Here is a 22,180-nt window from a genome sequence, read left to right as displayed (position 1 = left end):
CTTTTTAAACCAATGGTTTTAAATAGGCAGGCCGGATTTGGCCTGAAATGCGCATGGAAACATTAGGCAGCATCGAATGCTTCGTCCGCAGCGCCGAAGCCGGCAGCTTCTCCGAAGCGGCGCGGCGCCTGGGTTTGACCCCGGCTGCAGTGGGCAAGAATGTGGCTCGGCTGGAGGCCAGCCTGGGTATCCGTCTGTTCCAGCGCAGCACGCGCAGCCTGCGCCTGACCGAAGCCGGCACGCGCTTCCTGGCCGAGGTCAGCGGTAGCCTGGCAACCATACAGAGCGCGGTCGCCAACTTGGCCGATGCCGAAGGACAAGCCGCCGGCACGCTCAAGGTCAGTATGGGCAACGCTTTCGGGCGCGAGTACATCGTGCCCCTGCTAGGCGACTTTCTCGCCCAGCATCCGGCCATCGTGCCCGACTGGCACTTTGACAATCGCCAGGTCGATCTGATCGCCGAAGGCTTTGACGCTGCCATTGGCGGCGGCTTCGAACTCCCGCCCGGCCTGGTCGCCCGCGAACTTGCGCCGGCGCACATCGTGTTGCTCGCCTCGGAGGCTTACCTCGCTGATCGATCGGCGATCACGCACCCGGATCAACTCAAGCAGCATGCCGGCATTTTCATTCGCTCGCCGCAAACCGGGCGTATCCGTCCGTGGGCCCTGATCAATAGCAAGGATGTGCGCCGCAAGGAGCAGATGCCGATCGACATGAAAATTCGCATGACTATGAGCGACCCAGCCGCTGCGCTCGAAGTGGCCGAGCAGGGCTTGGGCATTGCCGTCGCCAGCATGCCCAACGCCCAATCCTATCTCGCCAGCAAACGGCTTGTCCGCGTCTTGCCTGACTGGTATGCCGATGCCGGCGCTCTCTCGCTTTACTTCTCGGCGCAAAAACTACTGCCGGCCAAGACCCGGGCATTCATCGATTTCGTCGTGTTCCATTTTCGCAAGCGCAAGCTGGCGCAGCGCTTCCGTGCCTACTGAATCGCCCGGACTTTTGTGGTTGTCTTGAAGGACAGCTTTGAATTGATCAGCCGTCGGCGTATTGCGTAGGGCCGAACGTCAGAAAAGGCCGAATTGTGTGAATTGGACTTCTGGCAGGTTCCAGATGTTGGGCTGTCGTTCGATTGGCTGCTTTCTGGAAGGGGCGACCGCCCGTTGGTCGCTAGCACCCAACTACATTCACCTCTAAAGCCCGACCCCGTCCTCCAGCCACACAACCCGTCCCTGACCAGCCTCATTGAGGCGGGCGACAAGGGCAGGTGCTTCGCTTTCGGCCAGCCGGAAAGCGCAGTTCACTTGTTCGCCGTGTTCGATGCTTTTCAGGCTCGCACCAACTGCCTCGATCTCGCGGCGGAGCAGGCCTTCCAGTGCGTAGGGCAGTTCGCAGCTCAGCTCGCGTTGCTTGACGATGGGGATCTTGCGGGCGTCGCGCAGGGCCTGGGCGATGCTGTCGGTGTAGGCGCGGAGCAGGCCGCCGGCGCCGAGCTGGATGCCGCCGTAGTAGCGCACGACGCTGGCGAGTACGCCGTCGAAATCCTGGTGGCGCAGCACTTCGAGCATGGGGCGGCCGGCGGTGCCGCTCGGTTCGCCGTCGTCGACCGCGGCCGACTGGCCGCCGGCGAGCAAGGCCCAGCAGACGTGCGCGGCGCCGGGGTGGGCAGCACGCAGCTGGGCGACGACAGCCTGCGCTGCGGCGCGGTCGGCGACCGGTTGCACGCAGCCAAGGAAGCGGCTTTTCTTGATCAGCAGTTCGCTATGGACGGGCGCGGCGAGAGTCTGGGCCATGGGGCGGGGAACAAGGTGAGGGCGGAGGGCGCCGCCATTTTACGCTGCCCGGCTTGCCTGCCCTGTTCGCCCGTCTTGTTCCTCAGCCTAATCCAGGCTCAGGCTGACCGGTGGTTCGATGCTCACTTCGTCGCAGTTGTTGCCCGGTCCCGAGCGGTCGACGACCAGAAAATCGCCAATTTCATTGAGCGCAAGCAGCGGGTGGTGCCAGACGCCGGCTGCGTAATTGACGCCCTGGCCGGGCCGGGCGAGGAAGGCGCGCAGGTCGTCCGGGCCAGGCGCGGCACCGGGGCGGGCGACGACGACCAGGTAGGGCTGCGGGCCGAGCGGCATGAAGGCCTGCGAGCCGAGTGGGTGGCGTTCCATCATTTCGATCATGAAGGGCAGCGACCGTGGCTGGCCGCGGAATATGCTGACGATCAGCTTCCCGTCCGGGCCGGCGTCGAGTCTGGCCAGGTCGTGGTAGCGCTCGGTGTTGCCGGCGTTGATGGAAATCGGCATTTTTGCGGCGTCGACCGCGATGACCTCGCCGAAGGGCGCGAAGGCGGCAGCGGTCAACGCTTCCGGAACGAGCTTTTTCACCAGGCCACCTTGCCCCACAGACGCAGGCGCGAGACGCCGCCGTCGGGGATGATGTTGAGGCGCACATGCGTGACCGGGCCGAGCTCGGCCAAGCCTTCGCCGAAGGTGTGGATGGCATCCATCGAGAGCTTCTGTTCGCCGATCAGGAAGGGCCAGAACATGCTTTGCGTGATCACCGACTGGTCGGTGCCGCCGTCCATGCGCGCCGCCTGCAGCGAGAAGCGGTCGGGGTAGTTTCCCTTGAAGTGGGCGGTGTCGACTTCGATGCGCTCGATCAGGCCGGGCGTGCCCAGTTGCAGGATGCACCAGTCGTTGCCGGGTTCGCGCCGGCGCCGGGTTTCCCAGCCGTCGCCCATGTTGATGCCGCGCCCCGGAGCGATCAGGTTGGCGGCGCAGCCGAAGTGGGCGTCGTTCGAGGCCACGGCACGGCCGCCGTTTTCCAGCGCGACGAGGTCGTAGGTGCGTTCCGGATCATTCGCATCGAAAACGCCGACCGGCTGGCCATAAACGCGCAGGCGGGCGATGCCGCCGTCCGGGTAGATGTTCAGGCGCAGGTGGCTCCAGGTGTCGGTGCTGGCGATTTCGAGCAGGTGATGGCTATTGCTCGACAAGGTCGTAGACGGCAGGATGCGCGTCCAGCGCGCGTTGGCGAGCACGGCGGGGTCGTCCGATTCACAGTCGGTGGCGTCGATCGAGATGGCCGGTGCGAAGTTGCCGGTGAAGTGGCTGGTATCGACGTCGAAGCCGCGCACGATGCCGCGCCGGCCGAGCTTGACCAGGCTCCAGTCGTAGCCGGCGGTGCGCTTGCGGCGGGTTTCCCAGCCATCCATCCACTTGCCGTTGGCGTCGTACTTGCCCGGAATGAACACCGCCGGTTCCGGGTTGAGCAGGCGTTCGAGCGGCGCGAAGAATTCGTCGCTGGCGGCGATGGCGCGCGCCCCGATGCGGGCGTCGGCGAGGTTGACCGAACGGGTTGCCCAGTCGGGCAGGGTGGCGGGGGCGGAAACGATGGGCGCAGCGTCGCTCATTGGGCGGAGTCCTTGCGGTAAGGGTGGGTGGCGATCCAGTGGCGGGCGATGTCGAGGCGGCGACTGACCCAGACCCGGTCGTGGCGTTCGATATGGTCGAGGAAGCGTTGCAACGCCAGGAAGCGGCCGGGCCGGCCGAGCAGGCGGCAGTGCATGCCGATCGACAGCATCTTGGGCGATTCGTCGCCTTCGGCGTAGAGCACGTCGAAGCTGTCCTTCAGATACTGGAAGAACGGATCGCCATGGCTGAAGCCTTGCGGCAGGCTGAAACGCATGTCGTTGGTGTCGAGCGTGTAGGGCACGATCAGGTGCGGTACCGGCGTGCCGTCGCTCTTGGTGACCTCTGTCCAGAAGGGCAGATCGTCGCCGTAGTAGTCGCTGTCGTAGAGAAGGGCGCCGTCATCGACGACGAGGCGGCGGGTGTTCGGGCTGTCGCGGCCGGTGTACCAGCCGAGCGGGCGCTGGCCGGTCATTTTCTGGATGCTATCGAGCGCCAGCTGCATGTGTTCGCGCTCGGTGGCTTCATCGACGTTCTGGTAGTGAATCCAGCGCCAGCCGTGGCAGGCGATTTCGTGGCCGAGTTCGACGAAGGCGGCGGTCAGCTCCGGGTGGCGTTGCAGTGCCATGCCGACGCCGAACACGGTGAGCGGCAGGCCGCGTTTTTCGAATTCACGCAGGATGCGCCAGACGCCGACGCGCGAGCCGTATTCGTAGATCGACTCCATCGACAGGTGGCGGTCCGGGTAGCTGGCCGGGTTGAACAGTTCGGACAGGAACTGCTCGGAACCGGCGTCGCCATGCAGCACACAGTTCTCGCCGCCTTCTTCGTAATTGAGCACGAACTGCACGGCAATCCGGGCGCCGCCGGGCCAGGCGGCATGCGGCGGGCGGCGACCATATCCAATCAGATCGCGTGGGTATTCGTCTTTGCGTATATGGCTCATTCCTGGCTCCAACTATACTGCGCCCCATCATTTTTCAAGGGATAAGGCATGGAAAACTCACCCACCAGCCCGTATCGCGACGACATCGTGATCTCCTGGCCGGAACTGCACCGCGACACGCGCCTGCTCTGTCATCAGCTGCTGGAAAAAGGCCCGTTCAAGGGCATCATCGCCATCGCCCGGGGCGGCCTGATTCCGGCGGCGCTGATTGCCCGCGAACTGGACATCCAGCTGGTCGATACGATATGTGCCTCGAGCTATGAAGCGGCGGCCGACGACGCCGCCCAGACGACGCGCAAGGAAGTCAAAATCCTCAAGGGCATCGCCCACGATGGCGAAGGCTATCTGCTGATCGACGATCTGGTCGATACCGGCAACACCGCCCGCGTCATCCGTCGGTTGCTGCCCAAGGCCTACTTTGCGACGCTCTACGCCAAACCCTTGGGTCGCGCGGTGGTCGATGTGTGCGTCAAGGAATTCAACCAGGACAAGTGGATCTACTTTCCCTGGGACATCGACTACCAGTTCGTGCCGCCGATCAAGAAACATTTCGCCCCCGCCGCCTGATCTAGCGGTAACCGCCGGCCGCCCAGGCGGCCAGCTTGGCGCGCTCGGCATCGGTCATCGCGGTGATGTTGCCGAGCGGCATGGCCTTCAGTTGCACGGCCTGGGTCAGGATGCGCGGGCCGTTGGCCCGGATGGCGTCCGGGGTATCGAGTAGAACGCCGGCCGGCGCGGCCGGCATCAGGGTCGGCGCGGCGCCGTGGCAGCCGGTGCAGCGCGCCGTGATCAGCGGCTGAATTTCGGCTAGCGTCGGCGCCGTGGCGGCATTGGCGAGGGCCGGCCGGGCCGGGGCCAGCCAGATGAAGACGCCGAGCAGGATTGCCCCGCCAGCCAGCGGGTATTGCCAGGCCAGGATGCCCTTGTGCTTGAGGTTGAAGAAATGGCGGATCAGCACGGCGGCCAGCATGATTGCCGCCAGCACCGCCCAGGCCTGCGGGTGGCTGTAGGTGAAGGCGTAGTGATTGGAGATCATGCAGAACAGGACCGGCAGCGTCAGGTAGTTGTTATGCACGCTGCGTTGCTTGGCGCGCAAGCCATGGATCGGGTCGGGCGTTTCACCGCGTTGCATCGCCGCCACGGTCTTCTTCTGGCCGGGAATGATCCAGAAGAAGACGTTGCCGCTCATCGTCGTTGCGATCATCGCGCCGACATGCAGGAAGGCGGCACGGCCGGAGAGCAGATGGGTCAGCACATAAGCGACGGCGACCACGAAGATGAAATAGAGCGCTGCGAAGAGCAGCAGGCTGCGCTTCATCAGTAGCCGGCACAGGCCGTCGTAGACCAGCCAGCCGCCGGCCAGCGTGGCCAGCCCGATGCCGATCGCCTGGCCCGGCGTCAGTGCCGCCTTGGCCGGATCGACCATGTAGGTCGCGGCCTGCGAGTAGTAGAGCACGCCGAGCAGGAAAAAACCGGTGATCCAGGTCGAGTAGGACTCCCACTTGAACCAGTGCAGGTCGTCCGGCAGGTTCTTCGGGGCGACCAGGTATTTCTGCGGGTTGTAGAAGCCGCCGCCATGCACCGCCCACAGTTCGCCGCCGACGCCCTTGGCGATTAGGTCGGGGTCGCTCGGCGCCTTCAGCGTGTTGTCGAGCCAGATGAAGTAGAACGACGAGCCGATCCAGGCGATGCCAACGATCAGGTGCAACCAGCGCAGCAGCAGCGAGCCGATTTCGATCAGGTAGGCGCTGTCCATCAACTGCCCCGGTAGGTCGAGTAGGCCCACGGCGAGATCAGTAGCGGTACGTGATAGTGACCGCTCGCATCGGCAATGCCGAAGCGCAGGCTGACCTGGTCGAGGAAGGGCGGTTCCGGCAGATCGACACCCAGGCGACGGAAATAGTCGGCTGTCGCGAAAACCAGTTCATAGACGCCGGGCCGCATCGCTTCGTCGGCCAGCAGCGGCTGCGCGCAACGACCATCGCTGTCGGTCTGCCCGACCAGCAGCGGAGTGCGCCGGTCGCCGTCGACCCGGTTCAGGGTGAATTGCATGCCGCCCGCCGGCTGGCCGTGGGCGGTGTCGAGTACGTGGGTCGTCAGGCGCCCCATGGGCTTTCTCCGGTGACTGAGGGTTGGTGGGGCGATTATAGGAAGCTTGTCCGGCGTGGGGTTTTATAAAGGCTATCGGTTATTTCGGATGTTGCTGTCCGGTCTGCGGCAAGTACTTGATTGTTCCGGATATACGAAAGCACAGAAGATCATTATCTTGCGGCGTGGCTTGTTGCCGGGGGCCTGGACTCCGTAAGCTTCGAAGCCAGACAACCCAGCCTTGATCCGATGACCGACGCCACTTCTCTTGCCGAGCTTTCCCGCCTTGAACGCCCGGAGTTCGTCCGCCGGTTGGGCGCCGTCTTCGAGCATTCGCCGTGGGTCATCGAACGGGCCTGGGAAAAGCGCCCCTTTGCCGACAAGCCGGCCTTCTATGCCCGGCTTGCCGAAACCCTGAACGAGGCCGGCCGAGAACGGCAACTGGCCTTGATCAATGCCCACCCGGAACTGGCCGGCAAGGCCGCCATTCGCGGCGAGCTGACGGCCGATTCGGCCCGCGAACAGGCCGGGGCCGGACTCGCTGCCTGCACGCCCGAGGAATTCACCGCCATTCGCCGGCTGAACGACGCCTACCGGGAAAAATTCGGCTGGCCGTTTATCATCGCGGTCAAGGGGCTGAGCCGCCCCTTGATCATCGCCGAGATGAGCCGCCGCCTAGAGCGTCCGGCCGACGAGGAGTTTGCCGAAGCGCTGGGCCAGATCATCCGCATCGCCAGCTTCCGGCTCGACGAGCTGATCGCCGGCGACTGAGCCGGCCCTCGTCTCAGGCCCGCGCGCGCTGGCCGATCGCCGGTTTCGGCGCCGTCTCGGTCAACTGAACTTTGCCGACCCGTTCGCGGATGACGTCGACGATCTGCTCGCGGAACCAGCGGCATTCTTCCGAATGGTGCGAGCGTTCGTGCCAGAGCAGGTAGAAGCGCATTTTCGGAAATTCCAGCGGCGACTCGGCAATGCACAGCTCGCCCACCGAACAGCAATACTCGGCAAAAATGCGCGGCGCCGAGAAGATGATGTCGTTCTGCAACAGCACATAGGGCACCAGATTGAAGTAGGGCACGCTGGCGACCACATTGCGTTTCAGCCGGTCGCGCGCCAGCTGCATGTCGATGACGCCGCGCTGGCCGACCGCGTAGGGCGTCGGGACCAGATGTTCGGCATTCAGGTAATCGTCCTGGCTCAACTTGCGGCCGGCCAGCGGGTGGCTCTTGCGCATCAGGCAGACCACGTCGTCGTCGAACAGCGGCGCCAGGCGCAGATGTTCGGGCGGTTGCGGCCAATTGCCGATGACGATATCCAGCTCGCCCGATTCCAGCGCCTTGGCGTAGTCGTAATCGGGACCGAAGGAATGCAGCACGACCTGCGAATGCGGCGCGAACTTGCGCATGCGGGCGACAACGGTGCCGATCAGGATCGAATTCAGATAATCCGGCGTCGCGATGTTGAACACCCGCCGCGACTTTTGCGGATCGAAACGCACCTGCTGCGAACCGATCGCCTCGATCTGCGCCAGTGCGATCTTGACCGGTTCGAGCAAGCTCAGGCCGCGCTCGGTCGGTGTCATGCCGTTGCGGCTACGGACCAGCAACTGGTCGCCGGTGATATCCCGCAAGCGGCGCAGCGCCGTGCTGACGGCCGGCTGGGACTGGTTCAGGCGGCGTGCCGCATTCGATACGCTGCACTCGGTCAGCAACGCATGCAATACCTGCAGCAGATGAACGTCGATCGATTCCCAGGAACATGTCGCAGCCATTTCTTACCCTTCGTTATGCTGTTAGCAGTAACTATCAGCAAAAACAGTGCCCGGAAAACGAACGCTGCCAGGCGCCAAAAGCCGCCAGCCACAAGGCTTGCGCCGGGGGTCGTCGCACCAATCATGGGCGACGCGGCGACATCGGCACCAAATCGAACCCTGTCTCAAACTGCCAGCGCCTCGCGCACCCCGTCCTGCGGCATCGTTTCGCCGCGGCCGCGCATGATGAACTCGCCGCGCTCCATCAACAGGTACTGGTCGGCCAGCGATTCGGCGAAGTCGTAATACTGCTCGACCAGCAGGATCGCCATTTCGCCGGTTTCGGCGAGCATCCGGATGGCGCGCTCGATGTCCTTGATGATCGACGGCTGGATGCCTTCGGTCGGCTCGTCGAGGATCAACAGCTTCGGCCCCATGGCCAGCGCCCGGCCGATCGCCAGCTGTTGCTGCTGGCCGCCGGACAGGTCGCCGCCGCGGCGATGCATCATCTGCTTCAAGACCGGGAACATCTCGAAGATGCGTTGCGGGATCTTCGTGCTGCCGGGCTTGGTGGCGAGGCCCATCAGCAAGTTTTCTTCCACCGTCAGGCGGGGGAAAATTTCGCGGCCCTGCGGCACGTAACCGATGCCGGCCTTGACGCGGTGGTGGGGGGCGGCGTGGGTGATGTCCTGGCCGTCGAAGGTGATACTGCCGGATTGGGTTTTGACCAGGCCCATCAGGGATTTGAGCAGGGTGGTCTTGCCGACGCCGTTGCGGCCGAGCAGGGTGGTGACTTCGCCGGTTTTTACCTCGAAGCTGAGGCCGCGGAGGATGTGGCTGCCGCCGTAGGATTGGTTGAGGTTTTCGATTGTTAGCATTTTGATTTCCCGTGTTGATTGGCTTGGGATTCCGCCTTGTGGGCGGGCGTACTTTCTTTTGTGTGGCCAAAAGAAAGTAGCCAAAGAAAAGGCCACCCCTGGGTCGGTGCCCGGCGTTGCCGGGTTCCCTGCGCTACTCGAAACGCCGGGCGGCTGGCTAAACTCGCCTGCGGCTCAGACAACGCCAGCCGAAAGCCCCCGGCATTTCTGCGTTGCTCGGCACCTCGCAAGGGGCCCGGAAAACCCGGCAGGTTTGAAGCTGAGTGCCGGTTACAAATGCTTTGGTAGGAACGATATTTGAAGCCTGGCTCGGTTTTGCCCTTCGGGTCCCCATGTGGAGCGCCGAGCAACGGAGCTGGCGGCGGAAAAAGGGCGAGGACTGTCTGAGGGGCGTAGCCCCGAGTTCCGCAGCCCCCGCCGACAGCGAGTAGCGCAGGGAAGCCGGCAACGCCGGCCGCGTAACCCGGGGTCGCCTTTTCTTTGGCTACTTTCTTTTGGCGAAGCAAAAGAAAGTAAGCCCGCCCGCAAGGCGGAACCCCAAGCTCGATATCGGGAAAGTCCAAAATCTCAGCGCCCAAGATAAACCTCAATAACCCGCTGATCATTCTGCACCGTCGCCAGATCCCCTTCCGCCAACACCGACCCCTCATGCAACACCGTCACCAGTCCGCCAAGCTTTTCGACAAACGCCATGTCGTGTTCAACCACCACCAGCGAATGCTTGCCGGCTAGCGAAACAAACAGCTCAGCCGTGCGCATCGTCTCGTCGTCGGTCATGCCGGCGACCGGTTCATCCAATAACAACAGCTTCGGTTCCTGCATCAGCAACATGCCGATTTCCAGCCACTGCTTCTGGCCGTGCGAGAGCAGGCCGGCCTGCCGGTCGGCTTCGCCATCGAGGCGGATCAGGCGCAGGGTTTCGGCGATGCGGTCGCGGTCGTCGCCGGAGAGCCAGGCGAGCAGGCTTTTCCACACCCGCTTGTCGGTCTTCATGGCCAGTTCGAGGTTCTCGAACACCGTGTGCTGCTCGAAGATGGTCGGTTTCTGGAACTTGCGGCCGATGCCGATGTGGGCGATTTCCGGTTCGGTCAGCCGGGTCAGGTCGATCGACTGGCCGAAATAGGCTTTGCCTGAATCTGGTCGGGTCTTGCCGGTGATGACGTCCATCATCGTCGTCTTGCCAGCGCCGTTCGGGCCGATGATGCAGCGCAGTTCGCCGGCGCCGATGTTCAGCGTCAGGTTGTTGAGCGCCTTGAAGCCGTCGAAGCTGACGGTGATGTCTTCAAGGTAGAGGGCGACGCCGTGCGACAGGTCGAGTTCGCCGGTGACGAAATGGCCCATCTGCTCAGTGCCGTCGCTGCCTTCCGGGCGGTCGTCGAGGGTGTTTTCGAGGATCATGCGGCGCCTCCTTGTTTCTGGGTCATCAGTTTCTTCCACAGGCCGACCAGGCCTTGCGGCAGCATCAGCGTGACGACGATGAAGAGCAGGCCGAGGAAGAACAGCCAGTATTCCGGAAAGCTGACGGTGAACCAGCTCTTGGCGAGATTGACGACGAAGGCGCCGATGATCGGGCCGATCAGCGTGCCGCGCCCACCGACGGCAACCCAGATGGCGATCTCGATCGAGTTGGCCGGGCTCATTTCCGAGGGGTTGATGATGCCGACCTGCGGCACGTAGAGCGCGCCGGCGATGCCGCAGATGACGGCCGAGATCACCCAGATGGTCAGCTTGTACCAGAGCGGGTTGTAGCCGATGAACATGACGCGGGATTCGGCATCGCGGATGGCGGTCAGCACGCGGCCGAACTTCGACTTGACCAGCCAGGCGGCGAAAACCAGCGTCACGGCGAGCAGCACGGCGGTCAGGCCGAACAGCACCAGCCGGGTTTCCGGCGAGGTGATGCTGTAGCCGAGGACGCGCTTGAAGTCGGTGAAGCCGTTATTGCCGCCGAAGCCGGTTTCGTTGCGGAAGAAGAGCAGCATCGCGGCGTAGGTAAGGGCCTGGGTGATGATCGAGAAATAGACGCCCTTGATCCGCGAGCGGAAGGCGAAGTAGCCGAAGACGAAGGCGACCAGTGCCGGGACGATGACGACGAGCAGCGCGACCCAGCCGAAGCTGTCGCTACCGCTCCAGAACCACGGGATTTCCTTCCAGTCGAGGAACACCATGAAGTCCGGGAGGTCGGCGCCGTAGGAGCCGTCGCGGCCGATCTGGCGCATCAGGTACATGCCGAAGGCGTAGCCGCCGAGCGCGAAGAACAGGCCGTGGCCGAGCGACAGGATGCCGCCGTAGCCCCAGATCAGGTCCATCGCCACGGCCACCAGCGCGTAGCACATGATCTTGCCGATCAGCGTGATGAAATAGGTCGACAGATGGAAGGCGCTGTCTTCCGCCACCGCCAGATGCAGTACCGGCACGAGAACCAGCGCCAGGGCGAGGAAGACGCCGATGGCGAGCCAGCTCCTGGTGTCCAGCGCGGACAGGATGCGGAGAGTGAGAGGTTGGCGCATGGCTGTTCTCAGTTATCGACGAAGCGGCCCTTGAGGGCGAAGATGCCCTGCGGACGCTTCTGGATGAAGATGATGATGGCGACGAGGATGCTGATCTTGGCGATGACCGCGCCGGCCCAGCCCTCCAGCAGCTTGCTGAAGATGCCCAGGCCGAGCGCTGCCCAGACCGCACCGGCGAGCTGGCCGACGCCGCCGACGACGACGACCATGAAGGAATCGACGATGTAGCCCTGGCCCATATCCGGTCCGACATTGGAGATTTGCGAAAGCGCTACCCCGCCCAGCCCGGCGATGCCGGCGCCGAGCGCGAAGGCCATGGTATCGATGCGTGCGGTCGGGACGCCGACGCAGCCGGCCATCGCCCGGTTCTGGGTGACGGCGCGGACGAACATGCCGAGTCGCGTCTTGTTCATCAGCAGCCAGACCAGCAGCAGCACGAACAGCGCGAAGCCGACGATGATGATGCGGTTCCAGGGCAGGATCAGGTTGGGCATCAGTTCGATGCCGCCGGACATCCAGCTCGGGTTGGCGACTTCGACGTTCTGTGCGCCGAACAGCATGCGCGCCGACTGGATCAGCACCAGCGACAGGCCCCAGGTGGCGAGCAGGGTTTCCAGCGTGCGGCCGTACAGCCAGCGGATCACCGTGCGTTCCATCACCACGCCGACCAGTGCCGCGGCGAAGAAGGCGACCGGGATGGCGGCCGGCAGGTACCAGTCGATGTAATCCGGCAGCCAGGCGCGGAAGACGCTCTGCATGGCGTAGGCCGAATAGGCGCCGACCATCAGCAGTTCGCCGTGCGCCATGTTGATGATGCCCATCACGCCGTAGGTGATGGCCAGGCCGAGCGCCCCGAGCAGCAGGATGCTGCCGAGCGACAGGCCGGAGAAGACCCGGCCGAGGTTCTCGGCCAGGGCGAGGCGGCCGTCGATCGCCTTGATCGCGGCGATCGCCTCATAGCGCACCTTGTCGTCGGCCTCGCTGGCCTTGTCGGTGAGCGGCAGCAGCACGCTCTTGATGGCCGGCGAGGTGGTTTCGGCCAGTGCCTTGACGGCAGCCAGGCGGACCGCCGGGTCGGCATGGCCGAGGCTGGCCTGGGCATGGGCCAGGGTGAGCAGCGCGGTGATCTCGGGGTCGCTTTCCTTTTCCAGCGCCTTGGCCAGCAGCGGCGCCATCTCCGGGCTGACCTTGCTCTGCAGTTCGCGGGCCGAGGCCAGGCGTACTTCGCGCTCGGCATCGAACAGCTTGAGCGCGGCCAGCGCACCGGCTAGTTCGCCGCGAATCCGGTTGTTGACGGTAATGCTTTCCGGCGCACCAGGCATCTTGACCGCTACGCCGCTGGCTGCATCGAAGGCCTGGTCGCCATCGATGATCACCGCCTGGTCGCCGGCCAGGAACAGGCTGTCCGCGGCCATCGCCTTGAGCACCCGGACGGCATCCGGGTCAGCAGTCTGGGTCAGCAGCCGGATGGCCGCCACCTTCTCGGTCGAGTCGTCAGCCGCCAGCTGGCGGATCTGGCCCGCATCGAGCACGGCATGGGCCGGCAGGGTGCAGGCGTAGAGCAGCAAAATAGTCAAAAGTTTGGTCATCAAAGGGTCCGTCCGCAATTTGTGCAGTGCAGCGTCAGCTTAGGGTTCGGGCCGGCGGCGGGGAATACGATGAATTGCGTAGGGTGCGATGCGCGGCGGCTCGCCGTGGCAGGGCGTAGAATTGAATGCCTGCAATCCCGATGGAGCCAGCTATGAGCGACCAAGCGCCCAACTCGAAACCGAATCTTCAGGAAGCCGCCCAGCAGCTGGTGTCGGCGACGCGCTCGGCGCATGCCGCCGAGGTGATGCTGGCCGAAGCCATCGAACACGGCGAGTTGCACGCCGACATCAAGCGCTGGGCGACGGAGCAGTGGGAAGGCAAACAGCTGCCGGGCAATCTCAACCGGCTGGAAACCTTCATCGAGCGCAGCGCCCTCGAGGCCTGGCTGGCTCGCCAGCACTGATCACACAAAGGTGCCCAACTTGACGCGATTCGCCGGTTTTGTCCTGGTCTTGTTGACCTGCTTTTCAGCCTGGGGAGCCGGGCTGTTTGGGCGCGAAGTCGTCATCTCCGAAGCGGAGATCCAGGCGGCGCTGCTCAGGAGTGGCCCGCTGCAGCAAAGCTATGGCGGCGTGATCACCGTGTCCTTGAAAGATCCGCCGAAGATTTCACTGGACAGCCCGGATGGCCGGGCCGGGATCACGGCGCGCATGGATATCGTCTGGCTCGGCAACCGCCCGGTACCGGTCGACGTCGTCGCCCGGGCCGGTCTGCGCTACGACGACCGGAGCAAGGCCTTCTTCCTGACCAGCCCGGTGGTCGAGGCGGTGCAGTCGCCGGCCCTGTCCCGGGAGAACGAACCGCTGGCCCGGCAAGCGGTGAGCCAGCTGATTGCCAGCTACTTGCGGGCCAAGCCGGTCTATGTCTTGCGCGAGGACGGGTCGTCCGAGGAGCAGGCGGCGCGCTGGCTGCTCAAATCGGTGCGCATCGAGCCGGGACGGATCGTCGCTTTGCTGTCACCGATTTGATCGCCGGCGCGTTGCCTTAGATTTCGACCTGTTTGGCGCTGATGGCGTACTGGATGGCGGCCGGGTCGCTGCCATCGAAACGGCCTTTCGGCGATTCGAGTTGCGGCAGCAGCAGGAAGGGAATCGGTGCGTTCTGGCCGGGCAAGGTGACGTCGGTGCCGACATTGAAGGCGATCCAGTTCATCTCCCAGACGCCAAAGAGGATTTTCTTCAAGGACAGCAACTTGCTGTCGCGATCCGATAATCCTTCGATGGCGATGGCCCGCCGGACGTCGCTCGGGTCGACCGGGATCCAGCCGTAACCGGGCACGTAGAATTCGGCCCGGACATGCTGGCCGCGCGTCGCATTGTCGCCGGCCAGGCCGAGGCTGCGGAACAGGCGGGACTGGGCGACACGCAGGCCATAGACGCAACGGGCCGGAATGCCGATGGCCCGACAGAGACTGACGAACAAACCGTTGATGTCGGCCGAACGGCCGCCATACTGGCCATTGATGAATTGCCGGCGAATGTCGCCGGTGCCGCCGCCGGGCAGCGACGGATCATAGGTGGTGTTGTCCACCACCCACTCGTAGATCATTTTCGCTTGCGCCACCGGGTCCTTGATTCGGCCGATCAGTCGCTCGCCGAGCTGGAAGGCCAGGCCGTCGTTGGGAATCAGTTGCGAGGCCTGAAGATTGCGGCGCAGGATGTCGTTGCGCTCGGGGGCAACCGTCCGCTTGGTGACATCGAAATGGCGGTCGGCCGTCGTCACCACGGTCTTGAACTGCAGCTTGCCGTCGACGCCATCGCGCCATTCGCACTGGAAGACCTCGAGGTCGCCATCCGGCAAGCGCCGCATGCTGGAGTTGCCCGGATTGCCTTCCCACGAATGACCCAGCGTGCGCTGGAACAGCGTGTCCTGATTCAAGGGCAGCGGCAGCCACAGCCTGCTGATGCCGCCGCTGGCTTTGAGATTGACCGTCGTGGTGATCTCGTAGGTCCGCCATTCGCTCGGCGGTTCGGGCGCCTTGACCGGCGGCAGACGAGAGGCCGAAGTGCCGACCGGCGGCTTCTCAACGACCGAATCGTCGGCGGTATGCACGACCGGACCGGGCGGCGGGCTCGATACCGGCTGCTTACGGTAGATATTCCTGGCGGTACCGGCTGCCGGCTTTTTGCCTTTTGCGGCAGTCGCCGCTTTTTTGGCCGGGGCTGGCTTGGGGCGCGCCTTGGCGGCCGAAGCTTCCGAGGCGAACAATGAGAGGGCGGCAACAGATGTTAGAAAGTCGCGACGTTTCAAGAATTTCCTCCGGCAGAAACAACCCGTGGCTGAAACGAAAAGGCCGTGTCACAGACACGGCCCCTTTGCTTAATTGCGGCGGATTATAGCACTTCGGCTGCGTGGTCGGCCAAGCGGGAACGCTCGCCACGTTGTAACGTGATGTGACCAGAATGAGCCCAGCCCTTGAAGCGATCGACGACATAGGTCAGGCCGGAACTGCCCTCGGTCAGGTAGGGCGTATCGATCTGCGCGATGTTCCCGAGGCAGATCACCTTGGTGCCCGGGCCGGCCCGGGTGACCAGCGTCTTCATCTGCTTTGGCGTCAGGTTCTGGGCCTCATCGATGATCAGGTACTTCTTCAGGAAAGTCCGGCCGCGCATGAAATTCATCGACTTGACCTTGATCCGCGAGCGAATGATGTCGTGCGTCGCCGCCTTGCCCCAGTCGCCGCCATAGGCGCCGCTGCTCGCTTCGTCGGTATGGGTCAGGACGTCGAGGTTGTCTTCGAGGGCGCCCATCCACGGCGCCATCTTTTCTTCCTCGGTGCCGGGCAGGAAGCCGATATCCTCGCCGACCGGGACGGTGGCGCGGGTCATGATGATTTCGGCGAACTGCTTGCTCTCGAGTACCTGGGTCAGCCCGGCGGCCAGCGTCAGCAGCGTTTTGCCGGTACCGGCCTGGCCGAGCAGGGTGACGAAATCGATATCCGGATTCATCAGCAGGTTCATCGCGAAATTCTGTTCGCGATTGCGCGCCGTGATACCCCAGACGGCATTTTTCGGATGCGTGTAATCGACCAGCGTTTCCAGCACCGCGCTCTTGCCAGCGGTTTCCTTGACGATGGCGGTAAAGTTTTCGCTCTCCAGCCAGACGCACTCGTTGACCAGCATCTGCTGGCAGAGCGGGCCGGTGACGCGGTAATAGGTCTTCGACTCCTTCTTCCACGACTCCATGCCCTTGCCGTGCTTGGTCCAGAAGTTTTCGGGCAGGGCGCGGGTGCCGGTGTAGAGGATGTCGGTATCCTCCAGCACCTTGTCGTTGAAGTAGTCCTCGGCCAGCAGGTTGAGGGCGCGCGACTTGATGCGCATGTTGATGTCTTTCGACACCAGGATGACCGGGCGCTTCGGGAATTTCTTCTGGAGGTGGATGACCACCGACAGGATCTGGTTATCCACCTTCGAGGTCGGCAGGCCTTGCGGCAGTTCGCTGCTGATCGCCTCGGTCTGCAGGTAGAGACGGCCGCTCGCCAGCTTGCTGGAGGGGCCGTAGAGATCGATGCCCTCATCGATGTCGTCGCCGTTCTCGGCCAGCAACTCGTCGAGCATGCGCGAGGTCTGGCGCGCGTTGCGGGCAATTTCCGACATGCCCTTCTTGTTGTTGTCGAGTTCTTCCAGCGTCATGATCGGCAGGAAGACGTCGTGTTCCTCGAAGCGGAAAAGACTGCTCGGGTCGTGCATCAGCACGTTGGTGTCGAGGACGAAAAGTTTGGTAACTGCGGGCTTCTTGGCGGCGGCGGGCTTGCGCGGCATGGAATGGGCCTTGGGTTGGGTTTAGAGGGTTTTTACGAAATCGAGAACTTCCTGGGCATGGCCGGGCACCTTGACGCCCCGCCAGGCGCGGCGCAAGACGCCGCTGCGGTCGATGACGAAGGTGCTGCGTTCGACACCGCGCACCTGTTTGCCATACATGTTTTTCATTTTCATGACGTCGAACAGCGTGCACACCGCTTCGTCGGCATCGGAGCCGAGCTCGAACGGGAAGCTCTGCTTGGTCTTGAAGTTCTCGTGCGATTTCACGCTGTCGCGGGAAACGCCGAGGATCACCGCGTCGAGAGCGGCAAACTGGTCGTGCAGGTCGCGGAATTGCTGGCCTTCGGTGGTGCAGCCCGGCGTACTGTCCTTCGGGTAAAAATAAATCACGACGACCTTGCCGGCTTGCGCCGCAAGATTGAAGGTTTGGCCACTGGTGGCCGGCAGGGAGAAGTCGGGGATTTTGCTGTCGAGCATGTCACTGCCTCTTGGTCGTTTGGTTGAAGCCATTGTCAGCAAATCGCTGCGCGGCGGTCAACCGGTGTTTTGCTAAACTGCAGGCCATGCGAAAAATTTGCGCCTGTCTCGTCTGCATCAGTGCCCTGGCCGGCTGTGGCCAGTCGTGGAACGATCCCTATCCGGCGGCGGAGAGTGAACGCAACATCCTGTACACCGCATTTACCGATCGTCCAAAGCATCTCGATCCGGCCCAGTCCTATTCCGAAGACGAAATCACCTTTACCGCGCAGATCTACGAACCGCCGCTGCAATACCACTATCTGAAGCGCCCCTACGAGCTGATTCCCGCGACGCTGGAACAGGTTCCCGTGCCCCGCTTCTACGACAGCAAAGGGCGGGAGCTTTCAGCCCAGGCGCCGGTGGAGCAGATTGCCGAGAGTGTTTATGAGCTGAAACTGAAGCCGGGCATTCGTTACCAGCCGCATCCGGCCTTCGCGCTCGATGCGTCAGGGCAGCCGCGCTATCTCGGCGAAAGGGTGGCCGACGGGCGGCAGGTGATCGCCGATTTTCCGGCTACCGGCAGTCGCGAACTGACCGCCGACGATTACATCTACCAGATCAAGCGCCTGGCCCATCCGCGTCTGCATTCGCCAATTTTCGGCATGATGGCCGACAAGATCGTCGGGCTGAAGGAACTGGGTGGCGCCTTGCAGCAGGCGGCCAAGGTTTTGCCGGCGAATGCCTGGCTGGACCTCGATGCCTATCCGCTTTCCGGCATTGAAAAAGTCGATGCCCACACCTGGCGCATCCGCATCAAGGGCAAGTATCCGCAGTTCCTCTACTGGCTGGCCATGCCTTTCTTTGCCCCGGTGCCGCGCGAGGTCGACCGCTTTTTTGCCCAGCCGGGCATGGCCGCCAAGAACCTGACGCTCGACTGGTGGCCGGTTGGTACCGGGCCGTTCATGCTCTCCGAGAACGACCCCAACCGCCGCATGGTGCTGTCGCGCAACCCCAACTTCCATGGTCAGAGCTATCCCTGTGAAGGCGAGGCGGGTGATGCCGAGGCCGGCCTGCTGGCCGATTGCGGCAAACCCTTGCCGTTCATCGAACAGGCGGTCTTTACCCGGGAAAAGGAAACGATTCCCTACTGGAACAAGTTCCTGCAAGGCTATTTCGACGCTTCCGGTATTTCCTCGGACAGCTTCGACCAGGCCGTGCGGGTCAATGTTGGCGGCGACGTGGCGCTCTCCGACGAAATGCGCGACAAGGGCATCCGCCTGCTGACTTCGGTCAAGACCTCGATCTTCTACATGGGCTTCAACCTGCTCGACCCGGTACTCGGCGGGCTGAACGAGCGGTCGGCCAAGCTCCGCCAGGCCATATCGATCGCCATCGATCAGGAGGAGTTCATCTCGATTTTCTCCAACGGGCGCGGCATCGCCGCGCAGAGCCCGCTGCCGCCGGGCATCTTCGGCTACGACGATGGCGAAGCCGGCATCGACAGCGCGGTCTATGACTGGGTCGATGGCAAGGCCAAGCGGAAATCGGTCGAGGTGGCGAAAAAGCTGATGAGCGAGGCGGGCTACCCGAACGGCCGCGAGGCCAAAACCGGCGAACCGCTGGTCGTCAATCTCGACACCACCGGTGGCGGCACGGGCGAAAAATCCCGCCTCGACTGGCTGACCCGGCAATTTGCCAAGATCGACATCCAGCTCGTCGTTCGCTCGACCGACTTCAACCGCTTTCAGGACAAGATCCGCAAGGGCAATGTCCAGCTCTATTACCTCGGCTGGAATGCCGACTATCCGGACCCGGAAAACTTCTTCTTCCTGTTGCACGGCGAGGAGTCGCGGGTCGGCAAGGGCGGTGAGAATTCCTCCAATTACGCCAATCCGGAATTCGATCGGCTGTTTGTCCGGATGAAGAACATGGAGAACACGCCGGAACGGCTGGCCATCATCCGCCAGATGAATCGCATCCTGCACCACGACGCACCCTGGGTCTTCGGCTTTCACCCGAAGAGCTATACCCTCGGTCATCGCTGGTTGAAGAACCGCAAGCCGAACGATGTCGGCAACAACATCCTGAAGTATCAACGGATCGATGCCGCTGAACGCACTGCCGCCCGCCGCGCCTGGAACCGTCCGGTGCTCTGGCCGCTTGCCGTAGGTATTGTCATTCTGGCCCTTGCCTTCATTCCGGCCGTCGTCGGTTACCGCCGGCGCGAGCGGCGGTCCGCCGTCAAGTGAGGCTGCTCGACCGGCAGCGCCAACTTGATGCCTTGTTGCTGAATTTTCATGCGCTCTGGCACCCCCAGCCCTTTCGCGAAATCCGTCCGGCGTGGTGCCGGCAGTGGCCGGCTTTGACTGCCGAACTGCTCGCCCTGTCCGACGAAGCCGTCGTGCACCTGAACGATGATGGCGCGGCGGCGCTGACCCTGCTCGCCCGCCATCTGCCCGAGGTGGCGGCCCTGGCTGCGCTGGTCGACGTGCCGGCGCGGCCGGGCGCCGCTCTGACCGACTACGGCCCGCATTGGGCTCGCGAAATTCCCGGACGCAAGCTGCAGCAGATCGAAGCTTTTGCCGCCGCCGCCCGCTGTTGTGGCCGGCCGGTACTCGACTGGTGTGGTGGCAAGGGGCATCTCGGGCGCTTGCTGGCGCAGCAGTGGCAGATGCCGGTACAGACGCTGGAGATCGACCCGGTGCTGTGTAGTGATGGTGACGCGCTGGCCCGGCGGGGAGGGTTTGCGCACGAATTTGTCGTGGCCGACGCCCTGATCACCGCAAACGTGCCAGTAGCCGGCCAGCACGCCGTTGCGCTGCATGCCTGCGGCGATTTGCACCGGCGGCTGATCACGCAGGGGGCCAAGGCGCAGGTAGCACGTTTCGATATCGCGCCCTGCTGCTACTACCGGGGTGTGGCGGAACGCTATCAACCGCTTTCGAGTGGGCTCCGGCTTGTCCTGCAGCGCGACGATACCCGCCTGGCCGTCACTGAGTCGGTCACCGCGGCGCCCCGCGAAACGCGCCAGCGTGACCGGGCGATCGCCTGGAAGCTTGGTTTCGATAGCTACCGGCGGACGGTGAGCGGCGATACCTACAAGAGTTTCAAACCGGTTCCCGAATCGTGGGTGCGTGGCCGCTTTGCCGATTTCCTGGCCCGGATGAATTGCCGCGAAGGCTTGCCGGCACTTGCCGCAGGGAAAGTCGCGGCGTTCGAGGCGGCGGGCTGGCAGCGGCAGCGGGAAGTGATGCGGCTGTCGATTGTCCGCCATGCCTTTCGCCGTGCCCTGGAAATCTGGCTGGGCCTCGATCTTGGCGTATTCCTCGAAGAGCGCGGCTATGCGGTGGATATCGGCAGTTTTTGCGAGCGCCGGCTGACGCCCCGCAATCTGCTTATTTCGGCCCGACTCGGCTAGCGAGAAAGGCCGTCAGTTCGGCCGGGTGGTCGATGATCAGATCGGCTCCCCAGGTGTCCAGCGGGCCGCTGTCGCCGAGGTAGCCGTAGGATACGGCGACGGTCAGGCAGCCGGCGGCACGGCCGGCCTCGATATCGCGCCGGTCGTCGCCGACATACAGCGTCCGCTCGGGGGCGCAGCGCAGCAGCGTGCAGGCATGCAACACCGGCAACGGCGAAGGCTTGGCTGCCGCTGTCGTATCGCCGCTGACGACGCATGGCGTGCGCTGGGCCAGATCCAGCAACTCGACCAGCGGATCGGTAAAGCGCATCCGCTTGTTGGTCACGATGCCCCAGCCAAGCCCCATGCTTTCCAGCGCATCGAGCAATTCCGGAACGCCATCGAACAGGCGGGTTTCGGCGCACAGCCGCATGGCATAAACATCGAGAAAACGCTGCGTCAGCCGTTCGTAGTCCGGATCTGCGCTGTCGATGCCAAAGCCGGCCTGGAGCAGCCCGCGCACCCCTTGCGAGACCCACGGCCGGAGCGTTTCCAGCGGCTGTTGCGGCCGGCCTTCTTCGCGTAGCAGGACGTTGACCGTGCCGCCGAGATCCGGCGCGGTGTCGGCTAGCGTTCCGTCAAGGTCGAAAAGAACGGCTTCATACATTTCGGGTTGTGCGCATCAGGTAATTGACACTGCTGTCCTGGCCAAGCGTGTAGCGCTGACTGAGCAGGTTGTAGCTCATGCCGATCACTTCTTCCGGTTCCAGGCCGGCCATTTTCGCCCAGCGGGCGAGTTCGGACGGCTTGATGAACTTGGCGTAGTCGTGCGTGCCCTTGGGCAGCATCTTCAGTACGTATTCGGCGCCGACCACGGCGAACAGGTAGGATTTCGGGTTGCGATTCAGCGTCGAGAAGAACACCTGGCCGCCGGGTTTGACCAGCCGGGCGCAGGCGCTGACGATGCTCGACGGATTCGGCACGTGTTCGAGCATTTCCAGGCAGGTCACGGCGTCAAAAGTCCCTGGCATTTCATCGGCCAGCTGTTCGGCTGCAATCTTGCGGTAATCGACCTTCTGGCCGCTTTCCAGCAAGTGCAGTTTGGCAACGCCGAGCGGTTTTTCCGACAGATCGATGCCGGTTACGTCGGCGCCGCGCACCGCCATCCCTTCCGACAGCAGGCCGCCACCGCAGCCAACGTCGAGCACGCGCTTGCCGGCCAGTCCGACATGGCGATCGATCCAGTCGAGGCGTAGCGGGTTGATGTCATGCAGCGGTTTGAATTCGCTGCTTGGATCCCACCAGCGATGGGCGAGATCACCAAATTTTTCCAGTTCGGCAGGGTCGGCGTTGAGCATGGTCTGTATCAATTCGGAAAGGAAAAGAAAAAGCCCTGCCGA

Annotated in this window: 23 protein-coding genes; 7 read left to right on the top strand and 16 right to left on the bottom strand. The window is 63.5% G+C overall.

Going from position 1 to position 22,180, the window contains the following annotated elements; all coding sequences use genetic code 11:
* Nucleotides 1-53: 53 nt before the first annotated feature.
* Complete coding sequence (locus KI611_RS15250; protein ID WP_226416502.1) at nt 54-989, top strand: LysR family transcriptional regulator; 936 nt, start codon at nt 54-56, stop codon at nt 987-989.
* Nucleotides 990-1,193: 204 nt separating this feature from the next.
* Here the strand turns inward: KI611_RS15250 and KI611_RS15245 are convergent, their stop codons facing one another.
* From KI611_RS15245 to puuE, 4 genes are all read right to left on the bottom strand, one after another.
* The gene (locus tag KI611_RS15245; RefSeq protein WP_226416501.1) at nt 1,194-1,793 is read right to left on the bottom strand and encodes an IMPACT family protein; all 600 of its coding nucleotides are present in this window, start codon (nt 1,791-1,793) and stop codon (nt 1,194-1,196) included.
* Nucleotides 1,794-1,880: 87 nt separating this feature from the next.
* A complete protein-coding gene (locus KI611_RS15240) occupies nt 1,881-2,375 on the bottom strand; it encodes an ureidoglycolate lyase (protein ID WP_226416500.1) in 495 nt (164 codons plus the stop codon).
* Nucleotides 2,372-3,403, bottom strand: a complete 1,032-nt coding sequence (alc, locus tag KI611_RS15235) for an allantoicase (RefSeq protein WP_226416499.1) — start codon at nt 3,401-3,403, stop codon at nt 2,372-2,374. Before alc ends, KI611_RS15240 begins: the two co-directional genes overlap by 4 nt.
* On the bottom strand, nt 3,400-4,347 hold the full coding sequence (gene puuE / locus KI611_RS15230; protein ID WP_226416498.1) for an allantoinase PuuE: 948 nt from the start codon (nt 4,345-4,347) through the stop codon (nt 3,400-3,402). Before puuE ends, alc begins: the two co-directional genes overlap by 4 nt.
* Nucleotides 4,348-4,395: 48 nt before the next feature.
* Between puuE and gpt the strand changes: the two genes are divergently transcribed.
* Complete coding sequence (gpt, locus tag KI611_RS15225; protein ID WP_226416497.1) at nt 4,396-4,914, top strand: xanthine phosphoribosyltransferase; 519 nt, start codon at nt 4,396-4,398, stop codon at nt 4,912-4,914.
* 1 nt (nt 4,915) lies between these two features.
* Here gpt and KI611_RS15220 read toward each other — a convergent pair whose 3' ends face one another.
* A complete protein-coding gene (locus KI611_RS15220; RefSeq protein WP_226416496.1) occupies nt 4,916-6,133 on the bottom strand; it encodes a urate hydroxylase PuuD in 1,218 nt (405 codons plus the stop codon).
* Complete coding sequence (gene uraH, locus KI611_RS15215; protein ID WP_226416495.1) at nt 6,103-6,456, bottom strand: hydroxyisourate hydrolase; 354 nt, start codon at nt 6,454-6,456, stop codon at nt 6,103-6,105. Before uraH ends, KI611_RS15220 begins: the two co-directional genes overlap by 31 nt.
* Nucleotides 6,457-6,684: 228 nt before the next feature.
* Between uraH and uraD the strand changes: the two genes are divergently transcribed.
* Nucleotides 6,685-7,206: a 2-oxo-4-hydroxy-4-carboxy-5-ureidoimidazoline decarboxylase gene (gene uraD, locus KI611_RS15210; RefSeq protein WP_226416494.1), complete on the top strand. Its 522-nt coding sequence runs from the start codon at nt 6,685-6,687 to the stop codon at nt 7,204-7,206.
* A 13-nt stretch (nt 7,207-7,219) separates the two neighbouring features.
* Here uraD and KI611_RS15205 read toward each other — a convergent pair whose 3' ends face one another.
* The 5 genes from KI611_RS15205 to urtB form a co-directional block, all read right to left on the bottom strand.
* On the bottom strand, nt 7,220-8,206 hold the full coding sequence (locus KI611_RS15205) for a LysR substrate-binding domain-containing protein (protein WP_226416493.1): 987 nt from the start codon (nt 8,204-8,206) through the stop codon (nt 7,220-7,222).
* A 164-nt stretch (nt 8,207-8,370) separates the two neighbouring features.
* Nucleotides 8,371-9,063 carry an urea ABC transporter ATP-binding subunit UrtE gene (gene urtE, locus KI611_RS15200; protein ID WP_226416492.1) on the bottom strand — a complete coding sequence of 231 codons (693 nt, stop codon included), beginning with the start codon at nt 9,061-9,063 and terminating at the stop codon, nt 8,371-8,373.
* A 567-nt stretch (nt 9,064-9,630) separates the two neighbouring features.
* Complete coding sequence (urtD, locus tag KI611_RS15195; RefSeq protein ID WP_226419926.1) at nt 9,631-10,404, bottom strand: urea ABC transporter ATP-binding protein UrtD; 774 nt, start codon at nt 10,402-10,404, stop codon at nt 9,631-9,633.
* Nucleotides 10,405-10,457: 53 nt separating this feature from the next.
* On the bottom strand, nt 10,458-11,573 hold the full coding sequence (urtC, locus tag KI611_RS15190) for an urea ABC transporter permease subunit UrtC (RefSeq protein WP_226416491.1): 1,116 nt from the start codon (nt 11,571-11,573) through the stop codon (nt 10,458-10,460).
* An 8-nt stretch (nt 11,574-11,581) separates the two neighbouring features.
* Nucleotides 11,582-13,162, bottom strand: coding sequence for an urea ABC transporter permease subunit UrtB (urtB, locus tag KI611_RS15185; protein WP_226416490.1), 1,581 nt, complete (start codon nt 13,160-13,162; stop codon nt 11,582-11,584).
* A gap of 152 nt (nt 13,163-13,314) precedes the next feature.
* Here urtB and KI611_RS15180 point away from each other — a divergent pair, with 152 nt between their 5' ends.
* Entirely contained in the window at nt 13,315-13,566 is a 252-nt protein-coding gene (locus KI611_RS15180; RefSeq protein ID WP_226416489.1) for a hypothetical protein, read from the top strand.
* Between the two features lie 19 nt (nt 13,567-13,585).
* Nucleotides 13,586-14,131: a DUF1439 domain-containing protein gene (locus KI611_RS15175; RefSeq protein ID WP_226416488.1), complete on the top strand. Its 546-nt coding sequence runs from the start codon at nt 13,586-13,588 to the stop codon at nt 14,129-14,131.
* A 16-nt stretch (nt 14,132-14,147) separates the two neighbouring features.
* Here KI611_RS15175 and KI611_RS15170 read toward each other — a convergent pair whose 3' ends face one another.
* From KI611_RS15170 to KI611_RS15160, 3 genes are all read right to left on the bottom strand, one after another.
* Nucleotides 14,148-15,413: a transglutaminase-like domain-containing protein gene (locus KI611_RS15170; RefSeq protein ID WP_226416487.1), complete on the bottom strand. Its 1,266-nt coding sequence runs from the start codon at nt 15,411-15,413 to the stop codon at nt 14,148-14,150.
* 83 nt (nt 15,414-15,496) lie between these two features.
* Nucleotides 15,497-16,924, bottom strand: a complete 1,428-nt coding sequence (locus KI611_RS15165; protein WP_226416486.1) for a PhoH family protein — start codon at nt 16,922-16,924, stop codon at nt 15,497-15,499.
* Between the two features lie 21 nt (nt 16,925-16,945).
* Nucleotides 16,946-17,401, bottom strand: coding sequence for a peroxiredoxin (locus KI611_RS15160; RefSeq protein ID WP_319002299.1), 456 nt, complete (start codon nt 17,399-17,401; stop codon nt 16,946-16,948).
* 86 nt (nt 17,402-17,487) lie between these two features.
* Here KI611_RS15160 and KI611_RS15155 point away from each other — a divergent pair, with 86 nt between their 5' ends.
* Together KI611_RS15155 and KI611_RS15150 are read left to right on the top strand one after the other, a co-directional pair.
* A complete protein-coding gene (locus KI611_RS15155; RefSeq protein ID WP_226416484.1) occupies nt 17,488-19,632 on the top strand; it encodes an ABC transporter substrate-binding protein in 2,145 nt (714 codons plus the stop codon).
* A complete protein-coding gene (locus KI611_RS15150; RefSeq protein ID WP_226416483.1) occupies nt 19,629-20,801 on the top strand; it encodes a methyltransferase in 1,173 nt (390 codons plus the stop codon). The genes KI611_RS15155 and KI611_RS15150 overlap by 4 nt, the downstream gene beginning before the upstream one ends.
* On the opposite strand, the gene KI611_RS15145 is transcribed toward KI611_RS15150, so the two are convergent.
* A complete protein-coding gene (locus KI611_RS15145) occupies nt 20,779-21,447 on the bottom strand; it encodes an HAD family hydrolase (RefSeq protein WP_226416482.1) in 669 nt (222 codons plus the stop codon). The genes KI611_RS15150 and KI611_RS15145 overlap by 23 nt on opposite strands.
* Nucleotides 21,440-22,138 carry a bifunctional 2-polyprenyl-6-hydroxyphenol methylase/3-demethylubiquinol 3-O-methyltransferase UbiG gene (ubiG, locus tag KI611_RS15140; RefSeq protein ID WP_226416481.1) on the bottom strand — a complete coding sequence of 233 codons (699 nt, stop codon included), beginning with the start codon at nt 22,136-22,138 and terminating at the stop codon, nt 21,440-21,442. Before ubiG ends, KI611_RS15145 begins: the two co-directional genes overlap by 8 nt.
* Nucleotides 22,139-22,180: the final 42 nt, after the last annotated feature.

Origin of the sequence: Dechloromonas denitrificans (assembly GCF_020510685.1) — a bacterium.
In the GTDB taxonomy this organism is placed as follows: domain Bacteria; phylum Pseudomonadota; class Gammaproteobacteria; order Burkholderiales; family Rhodocyclaceae; genus Azonexus; species Azonexus denitrificans_A.
Note: the sequence above shows the minus strand (reverse complement) of the source record. Positions and strands in the feature narration are given on the sequence as shown.

Bases quoted from the DNA above. Each gene is read 5' to 3' on its own strand.
- KI611_RS15250 (WP_226416502.1), top strand. From the start codon at position 54: ATGGAAACATTAGGCAGCATCGAATGCTTCGTCCGCAGCGCCGAAGCC.
- KI611_RS15245 (WP_226416501.1), bottom strand. From the start codon at position 1,793: ATGGCCCAGACTCTCGCCGCGCCCGTCCATAGCGAACTGCTGATCAAG.
- alc (WP_226416499.1), bottom strand. From the start codon at position 3,403: ATGAGCGACGCTGCGCCCATCGTTTCCGCCCCCGCCACCCTGCCCGAC.
- puuE (WP_226416498.1), bottom strand. From the start codon at position 4,347: ATGAGCCATATACGCAAAGACGAATACCCACGCGATCTGATTGGATAT.
- gpt (WP_226416497.1), top strand. From the start codon at position 4,396: ATGGAAAACTCACCCACCAGCCCGTATCGCGACGACATCGTGATCTCC.
- uraH (WP_226416495.1), bottom strand. From the start codon at position 6,456: ATGGGGCGCCTGACGACCCACGTACTCGACACCGCCCACGGCCAGCCG.
- uraD (WP_226416494.1), top strand. From the start codon at position 6,685: ATGACCGACGCCACTTCTCTTGCCGAGCTTTCCCGCCTTGAACGCCCG.
- KI611_RS15205 (WP_226416493.1), bottom strand. From the start codon at position 8,206: ATGGCTGCGACATGTTCCTGGGAATCGATCGACGTTCATCTGCTGCAG.
- urtE (WP_226416492.1), bottom strand. From the start codon at position 9,063: ATGCTAACAATCGAAAACCTCAACCAATCCTACGGCGGCAGCCACATC.
- urtD (WP_226419926.1), bottom strand. From the start codon at position 10,404: ATGGGCCATTTCGTCACCGGCGAACTCGACCTGTCGCACGGCGTCGCC.
- urtC (WP_226416491.1), bottom strand. From the start codon at position 11,573: ATGCGCCAACCTCTCACTCTCCGCATCCTGTCCGCGCTGGACACCAGG.
- urtB (WP_226416490.1), bottom strand. From the start codon at position 13,162: ATGACCAAACTTTTGACTATTTTGCTGCTCTACGCCTGCACCCTGCCG.
- KI611_RS15180 (WP_226416489.1), top strand. From the start codon at position 13,315: ATGAGCGACCAAGCGCCCAACTCGAAACCGAATCTTCAGGAAGCCGCC.
- KI611_RS15165 (WP_226416486.1), bottom strand. From the start codon at position 16,924: ATGCCGCGCAAGCCCGCCGCCGCCAAGAAGCCCGCAGTTACCAAACTT.
- KI611_RS15160 (WP_319002299.1), bottom strand. From the start codon at position 17,401: ATGCTCGACAGCAAAATCCCCGACTTCTCCCTGCCGGCCACCAGTGGC.
- KI611_RS15155 (WP_226416484.1), top strand. From the start codon at position 17,488: ATGCGAAAAATTTGCGCCTGTCTCGTCTGCATCAGTGCCCTGGCCGGC.
- KI611_RS15145 (WP_226416482.1), bottom strand. From the start codon at position 21,447: ATGTATGAAGCCGTTCTTTTCGACCTTGACGGAACGCTAGCCGACACC.
- ubiG (WP_226416481.1), bottom strand. From the start codon at position 22,138: ATGCTCAACGCCGACCCTGCCGAACTGGAAAAATTTGGTGATCTCGCC.